Here is an 18,769-nt window from a genome sequence, read left to right as displayed (position 1 = left end):
GCCCGCGTTCAGCCGGCGAAGTACTGGTCGACGTCCTCGGCGGTGAGGACCGAGTCGAGGACGTAGGTGTCGGGCTGGTCGGAGACCTCGGCCCACTGCTCCTCGAAGTTCTCGTTCGTCACGGGGTCGGCGAGCTCGAGGACGACGGTGTTGCCGTTCTCCAGCTGCGACTCGTCGAGCTCCTCGCCCTGGAGCATCCGGATGGCGATGTGCATCGCCGCGGCGCCGGTCCCCGGGGGGTTGATGACACCGATGCTGGAGAAGTCCGTGCCCTCCTCGAGCATGGTGCTCCACATCGACATGAAGCCGACCCGCGCCTCACCACCGATGACGAGGTCCTCCACGGCGTCGGCCGCCTGGACGGCGCGCAGCACACCCTGGGCCATGCCGTCGTAGGTCCAGATGCCGTCGATGTCGGGGTTCGTCGAGATGAGGTCCGTCGCCGTGGTCTGGCCCACGGACTGGTCCCAGCCGCCGTCGCCGCGGGCGACGACCTCGATGCCGGCCTCCTCGAAGACCGGCTCGGCACCGGCCCAGCGGGCGTCGGTCGCCGGGTTGCCGGACGCGCCCTCGACGGTGACGATGCTGGCGCCCTCGCCGACCTCGGCGGCGAACCACTCGGCGCTGGCTCGACCGAGGTCCTCCTGGGAGATGCCGACGTTGATGACGTCCTCGGACTCCACGGCCTGGTCGATCGCGAACACGGCGATGTCCTGGCCGATGGCCTCCTGGAACACGGCGTCGAGGGCCGTGGCGGAGTTCGGGTCGACGATGATGACGTCGACGTCCTGGTTGATGAGGTTGCGGATCTGCTGGATCTGGCCGTTGACGTCCGCGTCCGCGTTCTCCATGACGAGCTCGTCGACGACGCCCTGCTCCTCGTACTCGGCGAACGTCTCCTCGATGACCTCGATCATCTGGGTGCGGTACTCGCTGCCGACGAACGCGTTGCTGACGCCGATGGTGAAGGGACCCTCCTGGGCCTCCCCCTCACCGCCGCCGCCACCGTCGCCGCCGTCGTCGCCCGACCCGCAGGCCGCGACGAGCAACGCGAACGACAGTCCTGCTGCTGCCGTAGCTCCTGTGCGCTTGCGCATGACAGTTCCTCCTTGAACCGGTGGCCGACTTATTTTCGGGGTGATTTGAAGTCGTGCCGCGAAACTACCTCCGGCGGTTCGCCGGCGTCAAGCGCATTGGATCACACGGAGTGTCGCGTGTCGGCGCGCCGTGCCGTGGGACACAGCCAGGCCGCCCCGGCGGGCGTGCCGGTCGGCCGGGACGGGCCCTGTGGAGGGCGCTCCGCACAGGAGGTGCCGTCAGGGCTCGATGAGCGAGCCGAGGCCGCCGCGTTCCTCGAACGCCCGCAGCCCGGCCCCCGTCATCGCCCCGGATGGACCGATGGAGGGCCGCTCGAGCCGCGGCATGGTGATGACCTGGCCGGCCATGCGCGAGGCGATGAGCGGGATCACCAGGTCGCCCCAGCGGTCGAACAGTCCCGACATGACGACGACGTCGGGCTCGAGCAGGGCGCAGATGTTGACCAGCGCGAACGCGTAGTCGTCGAGCAGCTCGCCCAGGAGCGCCCGCGCACGGGGCTCGCCGGCGGCGGCGAGCTCGAGGACGACGTCGGCGTCGCGCGGGTCGCCGACGGGGACGAGCCCTCGGCGGGCACCGCGGGCGACGATGCCGACCCGCCCCAGGTGCAGCTCGAGGTCGCCGAAGCCCTCGAACGTGGTGCCCAGCGCGTCCGGCGTGAAGAGCATCCGTCCGACCTGGCCGGCAGCACCGGTGGCACCGCGCCACACCCTGCCGCCCTCGACGATGCCCATGCCGACGCCGTCGAACACGGCGATCGTCACCAGTGTCTGCACGTTCTCCCACGGTCCGCGGGAGTACTCGGCGAGCGCGATGAGGTTGGCGTCGTTCTCGACGACGACGCTGAGTCCGGTGGCCTCCACCAGGAGGCGTCCGAGCGGGACCTCGTGCCAGTCGAGGGAGGGGGCGAAGAGCACGGTGCCCCGCTTGTCCACCGGGCCGGGGACCGAGACGCCGATGGCGAGCACGGGCGGGGAGTCCTCCGCCTGCACGGCGGCCAGGATGTGCCCCAGGACCTCGTCGAGCCGCTGGTCCCCGGTCGCCCCCGACGTCGGGATGCGCTCGGTGCTCACCGCCGCTCCGTTGAGGTCGAGCTGGGCGAGGTCGAGGTGCCGGTCGGCGACGTCGACGGCGAGGACGACCCCGTGGCGCTCGTCGAGCTCGACGAGCACCGAGGGGCGTCCGCCGGTCCCCAGGTCCGCACCGACGTCCCGGACGAGGCCCGAGCGCATCATCCGCGCGACCCACCGGTTGACCGTGGCGGGGGCGAGGCCCGTCTCGCGGGCGACGTCGACCCGGGAGATCGGACCCATCGCCCGGATGCACTCGACCACACGTCGGCCAGGCGGCGTCTCCTCCGGCACGTCGCCTCCCTCGTCCCTCGTCGCACCCGTCGGTGTGCCGGCGTCCGAGCGACGCGGCGGCGTCGATGGACCTTACCCCTGGTCGAGTGGCTGCCGTGGGGATGCGGCGGGGCGTTCCTCCCCGGTCCGGTCGCCGTCGTCCGTCCCGGCGAACGGGCCGGCGGTGCCGAACGCGTACTCCGCGAACCTCGTCCCGATGAGCTCGTGGGCGGCCGTGTCGGGGTGCAGGGCGTCGGCCAGGGGGTGGTCCGCCTCGTCCTTCGCGCCGTAGAGCGCGGTGCCGTCGAGGTGGTGCAGGTGGGGGTCGTCGCGACCCGCGACGACCTCGGCGAGCACCTCGCGGACCACCGTCAGGGTGAGGCGGCCGAGCTCGGTGTCACCGGGCCGCCCCGTGGCGGCGAACCTCACCTGCCCGGTCGTGAGGCTCGCGGGTTCGAACGCCCCTGGACCGGGCGTGGACTCGTGGATCGCGCAGTGCGTCGAGGACACGAGGACCAGCGGCGCGGTCGGGTGGCCCTCGCGGATCGTGTCGAGAAACCCGTGCACGGCCGGCACGAAGGTGCGCACGCGCATCGCGTCGGCGTTGACGACGTTGATGCCGAGCTTGACGCTGAGCAGGTCCGCCGGGGTGTCGCGCATGACGCGCGCGACGCCGGGATCCACCAGCGCGTTCCCGCCCAGTCCCAGGTTGCGCAGCTCGACGCCGCCGAGGCGGGCGGCGAGAGCGGGCCAGGTGCGGGCCGGCGACGTCGCGTTCGAGCCCTGGCTGATGGAGCTGCCGTGGTGGAGCCACCTCCGACCCGCCGGCGGTGCGGGGGCCACCGGTGCGTCGGTGCGCAGCTCGAGGAGCTCGACCGACTCGTTGTGCGGCAGCCACAGCTCGACGAGCGTGTCGCCCGGGTCCAGCTCGAAGCGGGCCACGTGCGGCGGGCCCTCGGACCGAGTCGTCAGCCCGGTCCTCGGGTCGGTCTCGATCGTGTCGCCGCCCGTGAGCACGTCGCTGGTGACGAGCCGGTTCTCGACGACGAGGTCGACGGCGCCGCGCGGCCGGTCGAAGCCGAGGAGGGTCAGCCGGGTCGGGTGGACGGTGAGCTCGACGGTCCGCGCCGTCGTGCGCATCGCGACCCGTACGCCCGAGGGTTGGGCCTCCATCGCCGCCATCCGCGGGTCCGGCACCTGGTCGAGGACCCAGCCGGGCAGGCGGTGCGGGCGCCGGCCTCGCGGGGTGTGCTCGAGCATCTCGTGGCCGCGCAGCAGCTCGTCGGTCAGCGGTGTACTGATCATGAGTCGCCGTCCTTCCTCGTCGTCGGTGCTCACGGTGAGCCCGTCGGCGTGCCCGACGCCGGGACGACCACCAGGGTGAGGGCCACGGCCAGGGCCACGAGCAGGACGACCACGGTCGCATGCAGGCGCAGGTGGTCGCGCGTGAGCGCGGCGAACTCTCGCAGCATCGCACTGGCGACGTAGTACCAGGCGGTGCGCGACCCGAGCACGCGCGCCCGCATGCCGAGGTCGCGAGTCAGCAGTGCGGCTCGGAACACGTGGTAGCTGCTGGTGACGACCTCCACCGGGGCGTCAGCGGCGGTCAGAAGTCGCCGTGAGAACCGGAGGTTCTCCGAGGTGTTCCTCGACTCCGTCTCGGCGACCACCCGGTCCGGCTCGGTGCCGCGTTCGAGCAGGTACTCGCGCATCGCGACGCCCTCGGAACGAGGCTCGTCCGGGCCCTGTCCGCCACTGGTAATGATCACGGGACGACCGTCGTGCTCCTGCTGCGCGCGGAGTCCTCGCTCGAGACGGCCGGATAGCAGGGGTGGCACCTCGCCGTCGCGCAGTCCCGAGCCGAGGACGATGACCGCCTCGGGCACGACCCGGGTCCTGCGCCACCGGTAGAGCACGGAGGCGCCGAGGAACGCCGCGAAGGAGAAGGCGAGCTCGGCCACGATCAGAACGAGCGCCAGGTGCACCGCGTACCGGACCATGTAACCGGCATCAGGCTGCGCGGTCCCGGACGGCTCCAGCAGGCCCAGCGTGCCAGGCAGCAGCACCAGCCCGACGCCGGCCACCAGGGCCAGCGCGTTGCCGAGAGTGCGGCTCTCCCGCCGCAGGACGGTGACGCCGCTCCACAGGAGGAAGAGCACCAGCAGCGGATAGCCGAGTACGTTCCCGAGCACCACCACGACGAGTGCCGCGATGCCGACCGTGAGGAGCATCCCCTCGTGCCCCCATGAGTAGAGCAGGAGAGCGACGGCGAGGACGGCGGTGCCTAGCCCGAGGACGGCACGAACCAGCGTGCTGATCCGCCTGCCGTCGCGAACGATCCCGACGACGCCGGCCGCCGTCGCCGACAGGCCCAGCAGGGCGACGACTACGAGGATCCAGGTCGTGTCCATACGCGCAACCTAACGCCTGACCTGCGGCGATCCTTCGATCGTCGCGGCCCCGGAGGTCACTGCAGGGACCAGCCCGTGTAGGTCACTCCGTTGCCGAACGACATCGATCGGTCGAGGCGGGCGTCGACAGCGGGGAGATCGTCCGGGAACAGCCGTCGGCCTCGGCCCTGGATCACGGGGTAGGTGAACAGCCGGACCTCGTCCACGAGCCCGGCCGAGAGGAGGGCGTGGCACAGGGTGATGCTGCCGGTGCACACGATGTCCTGCCCCGGTCGGCGCTTGAGGTCGCGGATCGCCGCGAGCGGGTCCTGGCCGATGATCGTGGAGCGCTGCCATCCGGGGTCGGCCAACGTCGTCGAGACGACGTACTTGGCCACGGTGCCCAGCTGGTCGGCGATGCCGGTCCTGTCGTCCGTCTGCTCCGGCCAGTAGCCGCGAAGGTCGAGAAAGGTCCGGCGGCCGAGCAGCAGCGCGTCGCAGGTCGCATCCTGCCGGTGGATCTCCGCGAGGAGCTCCTCGTCCTGCGCGGCCGGGTCGAACCAGTCCCCCAGCATCTCGACCCGGCCGTCGACGGTGATGTTCTGGGTGATCGCGAGCGTACGGGCGCTCGTGCCGTCGGGCGACCCTGGGTGCTCGTGCGCTGCTGGTTCCTCGTGCGTGCTCATGTCTCCCCCGTCGGTTGGTCGGCACCGGTGCCGTGCGGACACGGTACGGACCGTGGTGCTCCGTGCGCGGACCGGCCGGCCCCGTTCCTCCGGCGTCGTGCGTGTCGTGATCCGTTGCACGCCCGGGCGGAGGCGACCCAGACTGGGCCGATGACCGAGCTGACCGCCGTGCTGGGCGACCTCACACGGCAGGACGTCGATGCCCTCGTCAACGCCGCCAACAACCGGGTGCGCGGAGGCGGCGGCGTCGACGGTGCGATCCACCGCGTGGGTGGACCATCCGTCCTGGCGGACTGCGTCGCGCGGTTCCCCGACGGGCTCGCCACCGGTGACGCCGGCTGGACCACGGCGGGCGACATGCCGGCACGCTGGGTGATCCACACCGTGGGACCGAACTACGGCGCCGGGCAGCGCGACCGGTCGCTGCTCGAGTCCTGCTACCGCCGCTCGCTCCAGGTCGCCGACGAGCTCGGGGCGAGCACGGTGGCGTTCCCGCTCATCAGCGCAGGGGTGTACGCCTGGCCGCTCGACGACGCCGTCAGGGCAGCGGTGACGACGATCCTCACTACCCCCACCGACGTGCAGCGGGTGCGCATCGTCGCCCTCGACCCCGGCGTGCGAGACCGGGTCGAGACAGAGATCGCTCGGTCGGACGTGGCAGAGTGATGGTGTGATCCTGCCGCACGACGACGTCGACCCCGATGGCCTCCTCGAGTACTCGGTGGTCTTCACCGACCGCTCCCTCAACCACATGTCGCGGCGCTTCGTCGGGGTGCTGCAGGAGGTCCTCCACATCCTGTGCACGACGTACAGCGCCCGCAGCGCAGCGGTCGTGCCCGGCGGCGGCACCTACGCGATGGAGGCGGTCGCCCGCCAGCTGGCCACCGGGCGCCGCGTGCTCGTCGTGCGCAACGGCCTCTTCTCCTACCGATGGACGCAGATCCTCGAGGCCGGGTCGATCACGGACGACGTGACGGTGTGCGCCGCACGGCCGACGACGACGGAGCCACAGGCTGCGTGGGCGCCCGCGCCGGTCGAGGACGTCGTCGCGGCAATCCGCGAGAGGCGGCCGGAGGTCGTGTTCGCGCCGCACGTCGAGACCGCGGCCGGCATGGTCCTGCCCGACGACTACCTGCGCACCGTGGCGGACGCGGTGCACGAGGTCGGCGGGCTGTTCGTCCTCGACTGCGTGGCCTCCGGGGCGCTGTGGGTGGACATGTCCGACACCGGCGTGGACGTGCTGCTCACCGCGCCGCAGAAGGGCTGGAGCGGCTCTCCCGGCGCCGGCTACGTCATGCTCGGCGAGGCGGGTCGCGAGGCGGTCCTCTCGACCACGAGCACGAGCTTCGCGGCCGACCTGAGGAAGTGGCTCTCGATAGCCGACGACTACCGCGAGGGACGCGCGCCGTACCACGCAACCATGCCCACCGACACGCTCACCCACAACCTCGACCTCATGCGCGAGACCGTGGAGCGCGGGCTGGAGACGCAGCGCGCGGCACAGATCGAGTTGGGCGCTCGCGTGCGGGACCTCCTGGCCTCCCGCGGGCTGCCGTCGGTCGCGGCCCCCGACTTCGCCGCGCCCACCGTGGTCGTCGTGCACACCGACGACCCGGAGCTGCGCAGCGGCGCGGCGTTCAAGGAGGCCCGCGTGCAGGTGGCGGCCGGCGTGCCGCTGCAGTGCGGTGAGGGCGAGGACTTCTCCACCTTCCGGATCGGTCTGTTCGGGCTGGACAAGCTCGCCGACGTCGACGCCGCCGTGGGCCGCCTCGAACGGGCGCTGGACCAGATCAGGGCGCGCTGAGGCGGCGCGGTTTCCTGCAGCACCAAGTACCGCGAGCGGAGTGTGAGCGCGTCTCACCGACCGCGACTACCGACCCCGAACATGACGAGGGCCCGAACCCACGTCCGTGAGTTCGGGCCCTCGAGATGCCTTCAGACATCACATGGTCGGGCTGACAGGATTTGAACCTGCGACCCCTTGACCCCCAGTCAAGTGCGCTACCAAGCTGCGCCACAGCCCGTCTCCGCGGAGCACCGCGGGACCGCACGAGATTACACCGCGGGGACGCCGCTTCTCCAATCCGCCGAGCGTCGCGCACGTCACGTCACCAGCGAGCATGGGGCCAGGGTACCCCTGTCCATTCGCGCGCACGGTCAGACATTGACCTGCCATTGACCCCCGGGCACAGTGAGGCGATGGCCCGCCCCCCGGAGTTCTCCCCTCATCAACCGTCTCCTCGTCACTACGGCCCGCACCAGCACGGCCCCCCGCAGCCGCACGGGCATCAGCCGTGGCCGGAACAGCCGCACCCTACCCGGACGCACGGCTACCAGCCCGGGCCGGAGCATTCCTACCCGCCCCAGCAGGACGGCGATCAGGCCTGGCCGCAGCAGGCACATCCCCAGCAGCAGTACGCCGCCCAACCTCACGCCCCCGCTGCTCCCCCACGCCGCCACCTCGTCCCGATCGGCGTCGGGCTGCTGGTCGTCGGGACCGCCGTCGGCGTCGGGGTGGGCTGGTTGATCGGGGGTGGCGAGCCCGGCGAGCTCTCGGCGGCCGAGGCGGACGCCGCGCATGCCTGCGCGGTCTCCCGCGACCTTGAGTCCGACTGGGACTACGGCGCCACCAGCGGCTCGGACGATCCCGGCTACATGCTCGCGCTGTCCGTCCACGAGCTGGCCGCTGCCGCGGACGCGGACGCGGACGACGAGCGCTACGCCGCGCTCCTCGAGCACGCAGCCACGCTGCATCGGAGCATCGTCAACTTCGACGAACCGGGCGTGAACGCCGCGCTGGGCGACCTGAGCGCCGAGTGCGACCGTCTCGAGGAGGACGCGTGATGAGTACCCACCACGGGGGTCCGCCCGCACGGTCCTCCGCCACCGCGCTCCCGTCGGACCGTGGGCGCGGCGCAGGCCCGGTCCGAGCGATCGTCGCCGTTCTCGCGCTCGCCGTCGGGGTCGGGCTCGGTCTCCTGCTGCACCGCCTCCTCCTCGTCGACGACGACGCCTCCGAGAGCCTGCAGCCCCGCGACCATGCGGCGCACGCCTGCCGCATCGCCGGCGAGCTTCCGGACGACCTCTCGAACGAGATGATCGCCGACCACGACGATCCGCTCTTCTACCGGTTGGGCGCGCTGATGGTCCTTCCCTCGGCCGCAGCGGCGGCCGACGCCACGTTCGTCCCGCTCCAGGAGCTCGGCGGCGAGATCAGGTCGGCCCACCAGCGGGCGTTCGACATCGCCGCAGCCACCGAGCCACTGGCTCAGTTCCGGGAGGAGTGTGAGCGCCTTGACCTGGCATGGGACGCCGACGCCTGATCGTCGGGGGGAGGGACCCGCTCCGCACGCGTCGCAGCCACCGACGTGGCAGGGACACCAACCGCCGTGGGATGCCGGACCCCCGGTGGGCCCCACGCGCCCCCGCGCAGGGGCCGCGGTCTGCTGGTCGCTGTCGCGGTCGTCGCGCTCGTCGTCGGTGGTGGTGTGGGAGCGGCGGCCGGGTGGTTCCTCCGCGACGACGAGGCCCCCGAGGTCTCGTCCGCGGAGGCCGACGCCGCCTATGCGTGCGGCGTGGCGGACCGGCTGCCGAGCGAGGTCGACCTGGAGAGCCTCGGCGATCTCGAGCAGGACCCGACGTGGGGACTGCTGCACTCGATAGCCGATCTCGGTGCGGCCGCCAGCCTGGTCGATCCCACCTACGAGCCGATCCGGGACAGCGGAACCGAGATCCGCGAGGCGACCCTGTTCTTCGACAGCACCAGGGTCACCCAGGGACTCGACGCGCTCCGCACCACCTGCACGGACCTCGGTCTGACGGAGGGCACATCATGACCGCGCACACCGCCTCCGGACGACCGGAGCGCCGCTCAGGGCCGCAGGTCCTTGCCGCCCTCGTTGCCGTGCTCGTCGGCGCGGGACTGGGGTTCCTCGTCGTGTGGCTCGTCCTGCCGAGCGCGGGCTCCGCCGACGAGGCTGCTCCGGGCCCCGCATCCGACGCCGCTCACGTGTGCTCGGTCGTCGACCAGCTGCCGGAACCGCTGGACCTCATGTCACTCGGCGGGATCGACGACGACCCGGTCCATGCGCGGCTCGGCATCATCGTCCAGCTCGCGTCCGCTGCATCGGTCGCCGACCCGACCTACGACGAGCTCGAGGAGCACGGCACGGACCTCGTGTCCGCGCAACAGTTCCTCGACCAGCAGGCCGCCGACGACGCGGTCAGCGGTCTGCGCACGGAGTGCGATGCGCTCGGCCTGAGTCCGCAGGACGACTGACAACGCCGCTACGCGAGGCGGTCGTCCTCGATCGCCGCGAGCGCGAGCGCGGCGAGCCCCCACGGATGGTCGCGCCCCGGGCGCACCGCGAGATAGCCCGCGCGCGGCAGGACGGGCAGCGGGATCGTCGGGCCCGAGACCTCGGGCAACGACCATCGGCCATGACGCCGGTCGACCGCGCCGACCACCGCGGCCAGCGCGCGCCGGGCGGGCACCACGTAGGACTCCTCGAGGAGCCCGAGCCGAACGGCCCGCAACCAGCCGCCGGCCACGAGCGCGGTGGCGGAGAGCTCGCGGTAGCCTCCGGACGGCTCCAGGAGCGTCGGCCAGGTGCCGTCGGGCCGTTGACGACGCCGGATCGCCGCGCTGGTCGACCCGAGCACGTCCACGGCTCGCGCGAGCTCGACGGGGCGCGACGCCCCGTCGGCCACCGGGTCCGGCCGGCCCGCCGGCGAACCCGGCCCGGCAGGAGGTCCGGACCCCACGACCTCGAGGATCGCCGGGAGTGCCGCGACGACCCAGGCGTTCCCCCGCGCCCAGGCCACGCGCGGGTACCGCCGCCCGTGCGCGCCGCCGAACCGCCCCGGCGCCCACCACGAGTGCGCCCACAGCCCGGTGACCGGATCCTGCAGCAGGTCGGCGAAGGCGCCCGGCATCGCGGCGGCCGTGGCGGTCAGCCGTTCGTCCCCCCGGGCCGCGCCCTCGCGGGCCGCGAGCACGCCGACCATCATCAGCGAGTCCACCCACACCGACCGGGGGTAGAACCTCGAGTAGCCCGACGTACCGAGGTGGTTCGCCGCTCCCCCGCCCGGCGGGCCGCCGAGCGGCTCCTCCGCACGCACGGCGGCCAGGGCGCGGTCGGTGGCCCGGGCGTAGCGCGACTCGCCGGTGCGGCGGGCCAGCTCGGCGGTGACCAGCGCGGGGGCGATCGTGTCCGCACTGACCGGCAGCGCGCCCCGTTCGAGGTGGTGGTCGGCGAACCGGGCGAGCCATGCCTCGTAGCCGCGGTCGCCGACGGCGGTCTCCACCTCGGCGAGCGCGAGCCCGAGCAGGGCCGGTCCCCACATCCACGGCCGGACGGGCCGCGTGGCGTCCGAGGCGACGACATCGTCGAGCAGCTCGACCGTGCGCGCAAGGGCGAACCTCATCACCGCTGCTCCTGCCGACCACGGGGCGTGAGGACGAGCTCGTGACCGTCGTGCCGGACCGTGAGGCGGTCCGGGAACCGCTCCACGTGGGTGTCCCCGAACGAGAGCCGCGGGTGCTCACGCGTCAGGGCCGCGCCGTCGCGGAACAGCCCCCGACGCCAGGTGAGGCGCCACTCGCCGACGGGCACCCGCCCGTCCCGGCCTGGCACGGACGCCGGGTCGCCGGCACCGGTCGCGGTCCCGCCGGGCACCCGGGCGTCGTCGCCGGCGATCCGGAGCACGAGGGTGCGGCCGGCGTCGTCGATCTGCAGCGTCGAGCGCCGGATCCGCTCACGGAAGGACGGGAACCCCTCGCCGGCGTCCGCCACGACCACCGCCCATCCGGTGACGTCGCCGGCCTGCACGAGCTCCCCGGGCTCGCCGGTGCGCATCGGACGCAGGGACCGCACGCCGACCAGGCCGTCGCCCGCCTGCGCGACCACCCAGTCGTCGCCCCGGTCCTGCCGGTCGAACCGGTCCTCCCGCCACAGCAGGTGCGTCCACCGGTGCCGCTCGCGCTCGAGATACCCGTGCCGCCCCCCGAGGCGGTGCAGCGCGAGGAGCACCTGACCGTCCTGGCCGACGTCGGGGTTGCGCCCGTTGCCGGTCCACGCCGACGGGGAGAAGTTCCGCGCGACGTCGTCGAACATCGCCCGCCCCGGATGCGTGGCGAGGACCGGGACTCCCCCGGGCAGGGTCGCCTGCCACAGGTGCTGCTGGTCGCCGTACCCACCCGGCTCGTGGTGCTGGACCGACGACAGCGCGAGCCCGCCCCGCCGCCAGGTCGTCACGTCCGCACGACGGATCGTCACTCCCCGCGTGGCCGGGTCCACGGCGTGCACGAGGGCGGGCAGGATCGCGCGCGGGACGTGCCGGAACGCGGCCAGCGGTGAGAGGAACCGGTTGCGCCACAGTCCCCACCGCGCCACGAGGTCCATCGTGATGCGCACCGACTCGGGGTCCGTGAACGACTCCATCGACCACAGCAGCAACCCCCTGCGCTCGAGGTCGTCCGGGTCGGCGACGTATCCGGCGACCTCGCCGATGTCGAGGCCGAAGCTCTCCCGCACCAGCATCGGCGAGGTGTCCGCGACGATCGACCGCGCCACCGCCGGCGCACGGTAGGAGGACACGCGCAGCAGGCCGCCGAGGCGGTCGGCACCGCGGGCTCGCACCGCGTCGTCGTCCCGGTGCCCCGGCGCGCGCCCTGACCGGTCGTTGAGCAGCCACGCGAGGACCGGGGCGACCTCCTGGGTCGACGGCGCCAGCTTCTGCGCGCCGTAGGCCCGGCCCGCGCTGCCGACGAGCACCCCGCCGGCGGAGTGCAGGGCGAGGTCGATCGTCAGCAGGTCGAGGGCCCCGCGCGCCCGCTCGCGCAGATCCTCGTCGTCGGTCACGTCGATGAGGACGGCCAGCGCGGCTGCGTCCTCCTCGTAGTACGTGGGCGAGAGCCACTCGACGAACCCGATCCGGAACCGGTCCGCCAGCCACGTCCGGAGCCGGTCGGCGGCGAGATCTGCGTGCTCACGGCCGGTCGCCCCGGACGCGGAGAAGCGCCGGGTCGGGTACCCGAGCCCCGCCGCGTGCTCCGCGACCGCCGCCACGACCTGGTGGTTCTCCGACCACAGGCACATCGAGTCGTCGCCCGGCACGTCGAGGGAGTACCTAAAACCGGTGAGGGTGTCGCGGAGCCGGTCCCGGACCTCGGCCGGCAGGCGCCACGGCGCACGCGCCTCGCGCCACGGCGCACGGGCCCCGGTCCCTGCGGCGAGCTCCGCGTTCGCGCGCTCCCCGGACCCCGACGTGACCTCCGCGTTCGCGACCTCCGCGTTCGCGAGGTCCGCGTGCACCACGCGCGCGAGCGTGAGCGCCCGGAAGTCGGCGCAGTCGATGCGCAGGTCGACGAAGCGCGCCCGGTCGAGCAGCGGCGCCACGTCGACCGGTCGTCCCGCCACGAGATCGGCCAGGGCGGCGAACCCGGAGGGGCCCATCTTCTCGCCCATGCCGGGGTCGTCGGTGGGCGGCGGCGCGTCGTGGCCGAGCCGCCGCAGGCGTCGCGCGCTCATGCCGGCCCCCCGGCCGCCCCACGTCGCTCCGCGAGCGTCCGCGCCGTCACCAGCGCGCGGTCGCGCGTGATCGGGTAGCCGCGCGAGACCCGCCGGCCGAGCAGGAGCATGGCCCCGACCCCCACGCCGAGCACGAGCCGGATCCCCCACCGGGTAGCCTCCGACTGCTCGACGACCTCGGTGCCGACGGGCGCGACGTAGCCGGTGAGCTCGAGCACGAGCCCGATGAGCTGGACGACGACGGCGGTCGCCAGCCCGCGCACGAACGTCATGAGACCGCTGAAGGAGCCCGCGTCCCTGCGGCCGGTGGCGAGCTCGGCGTCGTCGACGACGTCCCCGAACATCACCCACGGCATGAGCTGGGCGCCGGCCATGCCGACGGCCAGCGCGAGCGCGACGCCGTACAGGCCCCACACGGGCCACGTCCCCGGGTACAGGGCGACGCCGGCCGCCGCGGCGATCCCCAGCGGCAGCAGGGTGCGGTAGACGGTCGCCTTCGACACGCGCCCGACGAGCGCGGTGACGATCGGGTAGGCCACGACGTTGACGGCGATGAAGAGGCCGAGCACCACCTGGGAGCTCGCGCCGGACACCACGTACAGCGTGTAGTACAGGAGCGAGGCCGTGATGATGTCGAGCGCCAGGGAGTGGCCGAGGTACATGCCCAGGAGGCGCCGGAACGTGGGGATCCGCAGCGGCGCGACGAACGCGCGCGGGGTCACGGGCTCGATCGTCTCCGGCAGCGGCGTCCGCTCCCTCGAGACGAGGGCCGAGGTCAGTACGCAGGCCGCGAGGACGACACCGAGTCCGAGGACGATCCCCGTGTAGAGCCCGCCGACGGTCAGGTCGCCCCCGCGGTAGGCCTCGAACAGGAAGGTCGCGAGCAGCGAGCAGACCGCCGAGGACACGGTGGAGAGCAGGAGCCTGAGTGTGTTGACGCGGTTGCGGACGTCGTAGTCCGTGGCGATCTCGGTCGACAACGACGCGTACGGCACCGCCATGACCGTCTGCACGGTGGCGTACAGCAGGTAGGAGGCCACCGCCCACGCGAACATCGACAGCTGGCCGGAGACGGGCAGCTGCGGCAGCCAGAGCAGCGCCATCGCCGGCACGAGCAGCAGCGCGCCGACGATCATGTACGGCCGGCGGCGCCCCCACCGCGTGCGGGTGCGGTCCGACAGGGCACCCATGAGCGGGTCGTTGACGGCGTCCCACACCTTGGCCACGAGCACCACCGAGCCGGCGAGGCCGGGCCTGAGGCCGACGACGTCGGTGAGGAAGATGAGGTAGACGACGGAGATGAGCGAGCTGGCCCCGCCCATGAAGACGTCGCCGACGGCGAACCCCAGCCGTTCGCCCCGCCCGGGCTGCGCGCGTCCGCCGACCGACCGGTCCTGACCGTCCGGGTCGGCGACGCGCGCGGCGTCAGGCACGGCGTCGCTCGCGGACCCGGACCGAGATCTCGATGGGGGTGCCGACGAAGCCGAAGGCCGCCCGCAGTCGGTTCTCGATGAACCGCCGGTAGCCGGCCTCGATGAATCCCGAGGCGAACAGCACGAACCGGGGAGGGCGCGCGGACACCTGGGTGGCGAAGAGGATCCGGGGCTGCTTGCCGCTGCGGACCGGGTGCGGGTGCGCGGCCGCGAGCTCGCCGATGAACGCGTTGAGCCGGCCCGTCGGCACGCGCGTGGACCACGAGTCCAGCGCGGCGTCGAGCGCGCGGGCGAGGCGGTTGGTGTGCCAGCCCGTCATGGCCGCGAGGTTGATGCGGGGCGCCCACGTCACCTGGACGAGGTCCCGCTCGATCTCGCGCTCGAGCATGTGGCGGCGCTCGTCGTCGACGAGGTCCCACTTGTTCATGACGACGACCAGGGCACGCCCGGCGTCGACCACCTGCTGGACGACGCGCAGGTCCTGCTCGGCCAGCGGTTCGGAGGCGTCCATGAGGACCACCCCGACCTCGGCGCGCTCGATGGCGGCCTGGGTGCGGATCGACGCGTAGTAGTCCGCGCCGCTCGACTGGTGGACGCGGCGCCGGATGCCCGCGGTGTCGACGAACCACCAGGCGCGCCCGTCGAGGTGGACGACCTCGTCGACCGGGTCCCGGGTGGTGCCGGCGATCTCGCTGACGACGACCCGCTCGCTGCCGGCGAGCGAGTTGAGCAGGGAGGACTTGCCGACGTTCGGCCGTCCCACGAGGGCGACCCGCCGGGGGCCGCCGGGCGGGAGCGGGGCGGCGACGGCGGAGACCTCGGGCAGGACCGCCATCGCGGCGTCGAGAGCGTCGCCGCTGCCCCGGCCGTGCATGGCCGAGACCGGGTGGGGCTCGCCGAGGCCGAGCGACCAGAGCATCGCGGCGTCAGGCTCCTGGTAGGCGGAGTCGACCTTGTTGGCCACGAGGACCACCGGCTTGCCGGAACGGCGCAGGAGCTGGACGACCCGTTCGTCGGTGTCGGTGGGACCGACGACGGCGTCGACCACGAGCAGCACGGCGTCGGCGAGATCGATCGCGGTCTCGGCGGCCTGGGCGACCTGGGCGTCCAGGCCGCGGGCGTCGACCTCCCAACCACCGGTGTCGACGAGCGTGAACCGGCGGCCGGCCCACTCCGCCGGGTAGCTCACGCGGTCCCGGGTGACTCCGGGCGTGTCCTGGACGACGGCCTCCCGCCGGCCCAGGATCCGGTTGACGAGGGTCGACTTGCCCACGTTGGGTCGGCCGACGACGGCCAGCACGGGCAGGCCGGCCTCGATCTCCGTGTCGTCGTCGAGCTGTCCCTCGCCGTCGAGCACGGCGAGGTCCTCGTCGCCGAGGTCGTACTGCTGCAGGCCGGCCAGGAGCGCCTCGGCGCGGCGGGCCTCGTCGTCGTCGTCGGCCTCGGGCACGTCGGGGCGCTCCGGCGGGGCGTCGGAGTCCCAGTCCCCGACGACGAAGCCCGGCTCGGTGGCCGGCGTGCCGTCGCCGCCGGGCGTCGAGGCGGCCGGCCGCTGGTCGGCGGCCGGGGCGTCGGTGGGGCCTGTGGTGGGGTCGGTGGGCTCGCTCATCGGGGGTCCTCGTCGTCGGGCAGGGGGATGCCGGTCCGTTCCACGGAGTCGGCGACGTGCGCGGACAGCGCCCGGCCGATCTGCTCCATCGCGGCGGTGATGGCGGTGCGGCCCGACGCGCCAGAGGGCACCTCGACGGCCACCGGCTCGCCGATGACGACCGTGAGCCTCGAGCGCGGCGGGGAGACGTAGGACCGGGGGGTACCGGGCGGGCGGGTGCCGAGGATCGCGACGGGCACGACCGGCGCGCCCGACTGGACGGCCAGCCACGCCACGCCCGCGTGGACCTGGCTGGCGTCGCCGCGGCCGCGGGAGCCCTCTGGGAAGATCCCGACGAGCCGGCCCTCGGACAGGAACTGCTTGGCGATCTGCAGGGCGTTGCGACCGGCACGGCGGTCGACCGGGATCTGGCCGGCGAGCGTCATGAGGAACCCGAGCGGGCTGTCCCAGAACTCCTGCTTGATGATCATGTGCGAGCCGCGCGGGAGGGCGCCGTGCAGGAGCGGGCCGTCGACGATGCCGGTGTGGTTGGAGGCCACGATGACCTGTCCCGTCGCCGGCACGTTCTCCGCACCGACGATCCTCGTGCGCCACCATCCGTGGGCGAGCACCTGCCCGACCCTGCGGGACCACACGGGGCCCCAGCGCAGGATGTCGTCCGCCGACGTGCGCCGGCCGCGCGAGCGGGTGTCCTTGTCCGTCATCGGTGTCCCTTCGTCGACGCCACCAGCTCGCGGACCGCGGCGACGACCTCGGGCAGGTCGAGGTCGGAGGTGTCCAGCGTGGTCACCCCGTCCGCGGCGGTGAGGAAGCTCGTGGTGGCGGAGTCGGTCGTGTCCCGGTCGAGGACCTCGGCGCGCGTCGCGGCGACCGCCTCGGCGTCGCTGGAGCCGCGGACCTCGCGGGCGCGGCGGGCGAGCCGGGCCTCCTCGCTGGCGGTGAGCAGCAGCCGCACGTCGGCGTCCGTGGCGAGCACGGTCGTCACGTCGCGCCCCTCGGCGACCACCCCGCGGCCCGCAGAGACCGAGGCCCGGCCCGGCGTGGTCTCGTCGACGACGATCGCACGCTGGCGGCGCAGGAGGTCGGCGCGCACGTCGAGGTTCGAAGCGACGGCGGCCACGCGGCGGGTGAGCTCCGGGGTGCGGATGGCCTGCGAGACATCCTCGCCGTCGAGCAGCGTGCGGGGCCGCTCGGGATCCAGGACCATCGTCAGCGGCATCGTGGCCACCCGGGCCGTCACGGCGGCCGGGTCGGGCTCGGCGAGGTCGAGCCCGCCGGACAGGCACCAGCGGGTCGCCGCCCGGTACATCGCCCCGGTGTCCAGGTAGGCGAGCCCGAGCGAGCCGGCGACCCGCCGCGCGACGGTCGACTTGCCGGAGCCGGCGGGTCCGTCGATCGCGAGGAGCAGGCCCGCGCCGCGGCCGGGCAGGTCGGGCCAGCGCTGTGCCGGTGTCGTCGGTATGTCGTCCGTGGTCATGAGGCGACCACCCTCCAGCCTCTGCGGTCGAGCTCGATCTCCAGGTCGGCGGCGGCCGACGGCACCACCGACAGTCGCACGAGACCGACGCGTTGTCCCGCCGAGTGTTCGATGCCGAGGTCCTCGATGCTCACGCCGGCGTCGCCGACCTCGCTGAACAGGCGGCCGAGCTGACCGGGCGCGTCGGGGACGAGCACGGTGACCTCGGCGTAGCGGCGGGGCGCTCCCCCGTGCTTGCCGGGGATGCGGGCGGCCCCCTCGTTGCCGCCGCGGATCGCGTCGGCGAGCGGGCGGACCGCGCCGGCGGCGAGCGGGTCGGCGACGCCGAGATCCAGTGCGCCCAGCACCTCGTCGAGCGAGTCGCGCACGGACCGCAGCTCGGCGGCGAGCGCGGCCGCGTTCCCGGTGAGGATCGCGCTCCACAGCCGGGGGTCGGCAGCGGCGATCCGCGTGGTGTCGCGCAGCCCCTGGCCGGCGAGCCCGAGTGCGGCCTCGTCGGCGTGGTTGAGTCGCGCGGCGAGCAACGAGGAGAGCACCTGGGGCAGGTGGGACACGACGGCGACGGCGCGGTCGTGCTCGGCAGCCGCCATGTCGACGGCGAACGAGCCGACGTCCTGCGCGAGCGCCCGCACGGTCCGCACCGCGTCCGCCGACGAGCGCTCGGTGGGGACCACGACCCAGGGCCGGCCGGCGAAGAGGTCCGCGTCCGCGCCGGTGGCGCCGGAGCGCTCGCGCCCGGCCATGGGGTGGGAGCCGACGTAGCGCGGCGCGGCCTCGCCCGCGCCGAGGAGGATGTCCCGGGCGACGACGTCCTTGACGGAGGCGACGTCGGTGACGACGGCACCCGGGTGGTGGGCGAGCTCGCGCAGCACGACCTCGGCGGCGACGTCGGGCGGCGTGGCCACGACGACGATCGCGGGCGTCGCGGGCTCCCGGGACCCGGGCTCGTCGGTCGGGGGTCCGCCCCCGACGGCGCTGCTCCCGGCCGCGATGTCTCCCGCGCCGAGGTCGCGCGCGAGGGCGAGCGAGACCGGGGAGGTGTCGGCCAGCCGGACCTCGACGCCGAGGGAGCGCAGGGCGAGCCCGAGGCTCGCGCCGAGCAGACCGGTGCCGACGATCCGCACCGGTCCCGCGGTGGCCGCGGCGCGGCGGGGAAGATCGTCGGTCACCGGGGAAGGCTAGCCCAGGCGGCGGGCCCGGCCGT

At 73.7% G+C, this 18,769-nt stretch carries 18 protein-coding genes and 1 tRNA gene; 6 read left to right on the top strand and 13 right to left on the bottom strand.

Annotation, left to right across the window (positions count from 1 at the left end; all coding sequences use genetic code 11):
• Positions 1 to 8 precede the first annotated feature (8 nt).
• From ACPYO4_RS14180 to ACPYO4_RS14160, 5 genes are all read right to left on the bottom strand, one after another.
• A complete protein-coding gene (locus ACPYO4_RS14180; protein ID WP_425709901.1) occupies positions 9 to 1,097 on the bottom strand; it encodes a substrate-binding domain-containing protein in 1,089 nt (362 codons plus the stop codon).
• A gap of 219 nt (positions 1,098 to 1,316) precedes the next feature.
• Positions 1,317 to 2,459 carry an ROK family protein gene (locus ACPYO4_RS14175; RefSeq protein WP_425709900.1) on the bottom strand — a complete coding sequence of 381 codons (1,143 nt, stop codon included), beginning with the start codon at positions 2,457 to 2,459 and terminating at the stop codon, positions 1,317 to 1,319.
• Positions 2,460 to 2,531: 72 nt separating this feature from the next.
• A complete protein-coding gene (locus tag ACPYO4_RS14170; RefSeq protein WP_425709899.1) occupies positions 2,532 to 3,743 on the bottom strand; it encodes a GDSL-type esterase/lipase family protein in 1,212 nt (403 codons plus the stop codon).
• Between the two features lie 29 nt (positions 3,744 to 3,772).
• Positions 3,773 to 4,849, bottom strand: a complete 1,077-nt coding sequence (locus ACPYO4_RS14165) for a YdcF family protein (RefSeq protein WP_425709898.1) — start codon at positions 4,847 to 4,849, stop codon at positions 3,773 to 3,775.
• A 56-nt stretch (positions 4,850 to 4,905) separates the two neighbouring features.
• Positions 4,906 to 5,514, bottom strand: coding sequence for a dihydrofolate reductase family protein (locus ACPYO4_RS14160; RefSeq protein WP_425709897.1), 609 nt, complete (start codon positions 5,512 to 5,514; stop codon positions 4,906 to 4,908).
• A 150-nt stretch (positions 5,515 to 5,664) separates the two neighbouring features.
• Between ACPYO4_RS14160 and ACPYO4_RS14155 the strand changes: the two genes are divergently transcribed.
• Entirely contained in the window at positions 5,665 to 6,180 is a 516-nt protein-coding gene (locus ACPYO4_RS14155) for an O-acetyl-ADP-ribose deacetylase (protein WP_425709896.1), read from the top strand.
• 4 nt (positions 6,181 to 6,184) lie between these two features.
• Complete coding sequence (locus ACPYO4_RS14150; RefSeq protein ID WP_425709895.1) at positions 6,185 to 7,318, top strand: aminotransferase class V-fold PLP-dependent enzyme; 1,134 nt, start codon at positions 6,185 to 6,187, stop codon at positions 7,316 to 7,318.
• A gap of 143 nt (positions 7,319 to 7,461) precedes the next feature.
• On the opposite strand, the gene ACPYO4_RS14145 is transcribed toward ACPYO4_RS14150, so the two are convergent.
• Positions 7,462 to 7,538, bottom strand: a tRNA-Pro gene (locus ACPYO4_RS14145).
• A gap of 175 nt (positions 7,539 to 7,713) precedes the next feature.
• On the opposite strand from ACPYO4_RS14145, the gene ACPYO4_RS14140 reads away from it, so the two are divergent.
• The 4 genes from ACPYO4_RS14140 (at position 7,714) to ACPYO4_RS14125 (ending at position 9,793) form a co-directional block, all read left to right on the top strand.
• On the top strand, positions 7,714 to 8,358 hold the full coding sequence (locus tag ACPYO4_RS14140; RefSeq protein ID WP_425709894.1) for a hypothetical protein: 645 nt from the start codon (positions 7,714 to 7,716) through the stop codon (positions 8,356 to 8,358).
• The gene (locus ACPYO4_RS14135) at positions 8,358 to 8,837 is read left to right on the top strand and encodes a hypothetical protein (RefSeq protein WP_425709893.1); all 480 of its coding nucleotides are present in this window, start codon (positions 8,358 to 8,360) and stop codon (positions 8,835 to 8,837) included. The genes ACPYO4_RS14140 and ACPYO4_RS14135 overlap by 1 nt, the downstream gene beginning before the upstream one ends.
• A gap of 66 nt (positions 8,838 to 8,903) precedes the next feature.
• Entirely contained in the window at positions 8,904 to 9,350 is a 447-nt protein-coding gene (locus ACPYO4_RS14130) for a hypothetical protein (RefSeq protein ID WP_425709892.1), read from the top strand.
• Positions 9,347 to 9,793, top strand: a complete 447-nt coding sequence (locus tag ACPYO4_RS14125; RefSeq protein WP_425709891.1) for a hypothetical protein — start codon at positions 9,347 to 9,349, stop codon at positions 9,791 to 9,793. Before ACPYO4_RS14130 ends, ACPYO4_RS14125 begins: the two co-directional genes overlap by 4 nt.
• 8 nt (positions 9,794 to 9,801) lie before the next feature.
• Here ACPYO4_RS14125 and ACPYO4_RS14120 read toward each other — a convergent pair whose 3' ends face one another.
• From ACPYO4_RS14120 to ACPYO4_RS14090, 7 genes are read right to left on the bottom strand one after another with little or no spacing between them, the layout of a single operon-like run.
• Positions 9,802 to 10,941: a glycoside hydrolase family 88 protein gene (locus tag ACPYO4_RS14120; RefSeq protein ID WP_425709890.1), complete on the bottom strand. Its 1,140-nt coding sequence runs from the start codon at positions 10,939 to 10,941 to the stop codon at positions 9,802 to 9,804.
• Complete coding sequence (locus ACPYO4_RS14115) at positions 10,941 to 13,046, bottom strand: hypothetical protein (protein ID WP_425709889.1); 2,106 nt, start codon at positions 13,044 to 13,046, stop codon at positions 10,941 to 10,943. The genes ACPYO4_RS14120 and ACPYO4_RS14115 overlap by 1 nt, the downstream gene beginning before the upstream one ends.
• Complete coding sequence (locus tag ACPYO4_RS14110; RefSeq protein ID WP_425709888.1) at positions 13,043 to 14,479, bottom strand: MFS transporter; 1,437 nt, start codon at positions 14,477 to 14,479, stop codon at positions 13,043 to 13,045. The genes ACPYO4_RS14115 and ACPYO4_RS14110 overlap by 4 nt, the downstream gene beginning before the upstream one ends.
• The gene (gene der, locus ACPYO4_RS14105) at positions 14,472 to 16,088 is read right to left on the bottom strand and encodes a ribosome biogenesis GTPase Der (protein ID WP_425709887.1); all 1,617 of its coding nucleotides are present in this window, start codon (positions 16,086 to 16,088) and stop codon (positions 14,472 to 14,474) included. Before der ends, ACPYO4_RS14110 begins: the two co-directional genes overlap by 8 nt.
• Positions 16,085 to 16,792 carry a lysophospholipid acyltransferase family protein gene (locus ACPYO4_RS14100; RefSeq protein WP_425709886.1) on the bottom strand — a complete coding sequence of 236 codons (708 nt, stop codon included), beginning with the start codon at positions 16,790 to 16,792 and terminating at the stop codon, positions 16,085 to 16,087. Before ACPYO4_RS14100 ends, der begins: the two co-directional genes overlap by 4 nt.
• Positions 16,789 to 17,565, bottom strand: a complete 777-nt coding sequence (cmk, locus tag ACPYO4_RS14095; RefSeq protein WP_425709885.1) for a (d)CMP kinase — start codon at positions 17,563 to 17,565, stop codon at positions 16,789 to 16,791. The genes ACPYO4_RS14100 and cmk overlap by 4 nt, the downstream gene beginning before the upstream one ends.
• Positions 17,562 to 18,734: a prephenate dehydrogenase gene (locus ACPYO4_RS14090; RefSeq protein WP_425709884.1), complete on the bottom strand. Its 1,173-nt coding sequence runs from the start codon at positions 18,732 to 18,734 to the stop codon at positions 17,562 to 17,564. Before ACPYO4_RS14090 ends, cmk begins: the two co-directional genes overlap by 4 nt.
• Between the last annotated feature and the right edge of the window lie 35 nt (positions 18,735 to 18,769).

Source organism: Georgenia sp. Z1491, assembly GCF_049856175.1.
Classification (GTDB): domain Bacteria; phylum Actinomycetota; class Actinomycetes; order Actinomycetales; family Actinomycetaceae; genus JB111.
This window is presented reverse-complemented; position numbering and strand designations above follow the sequence as displayed.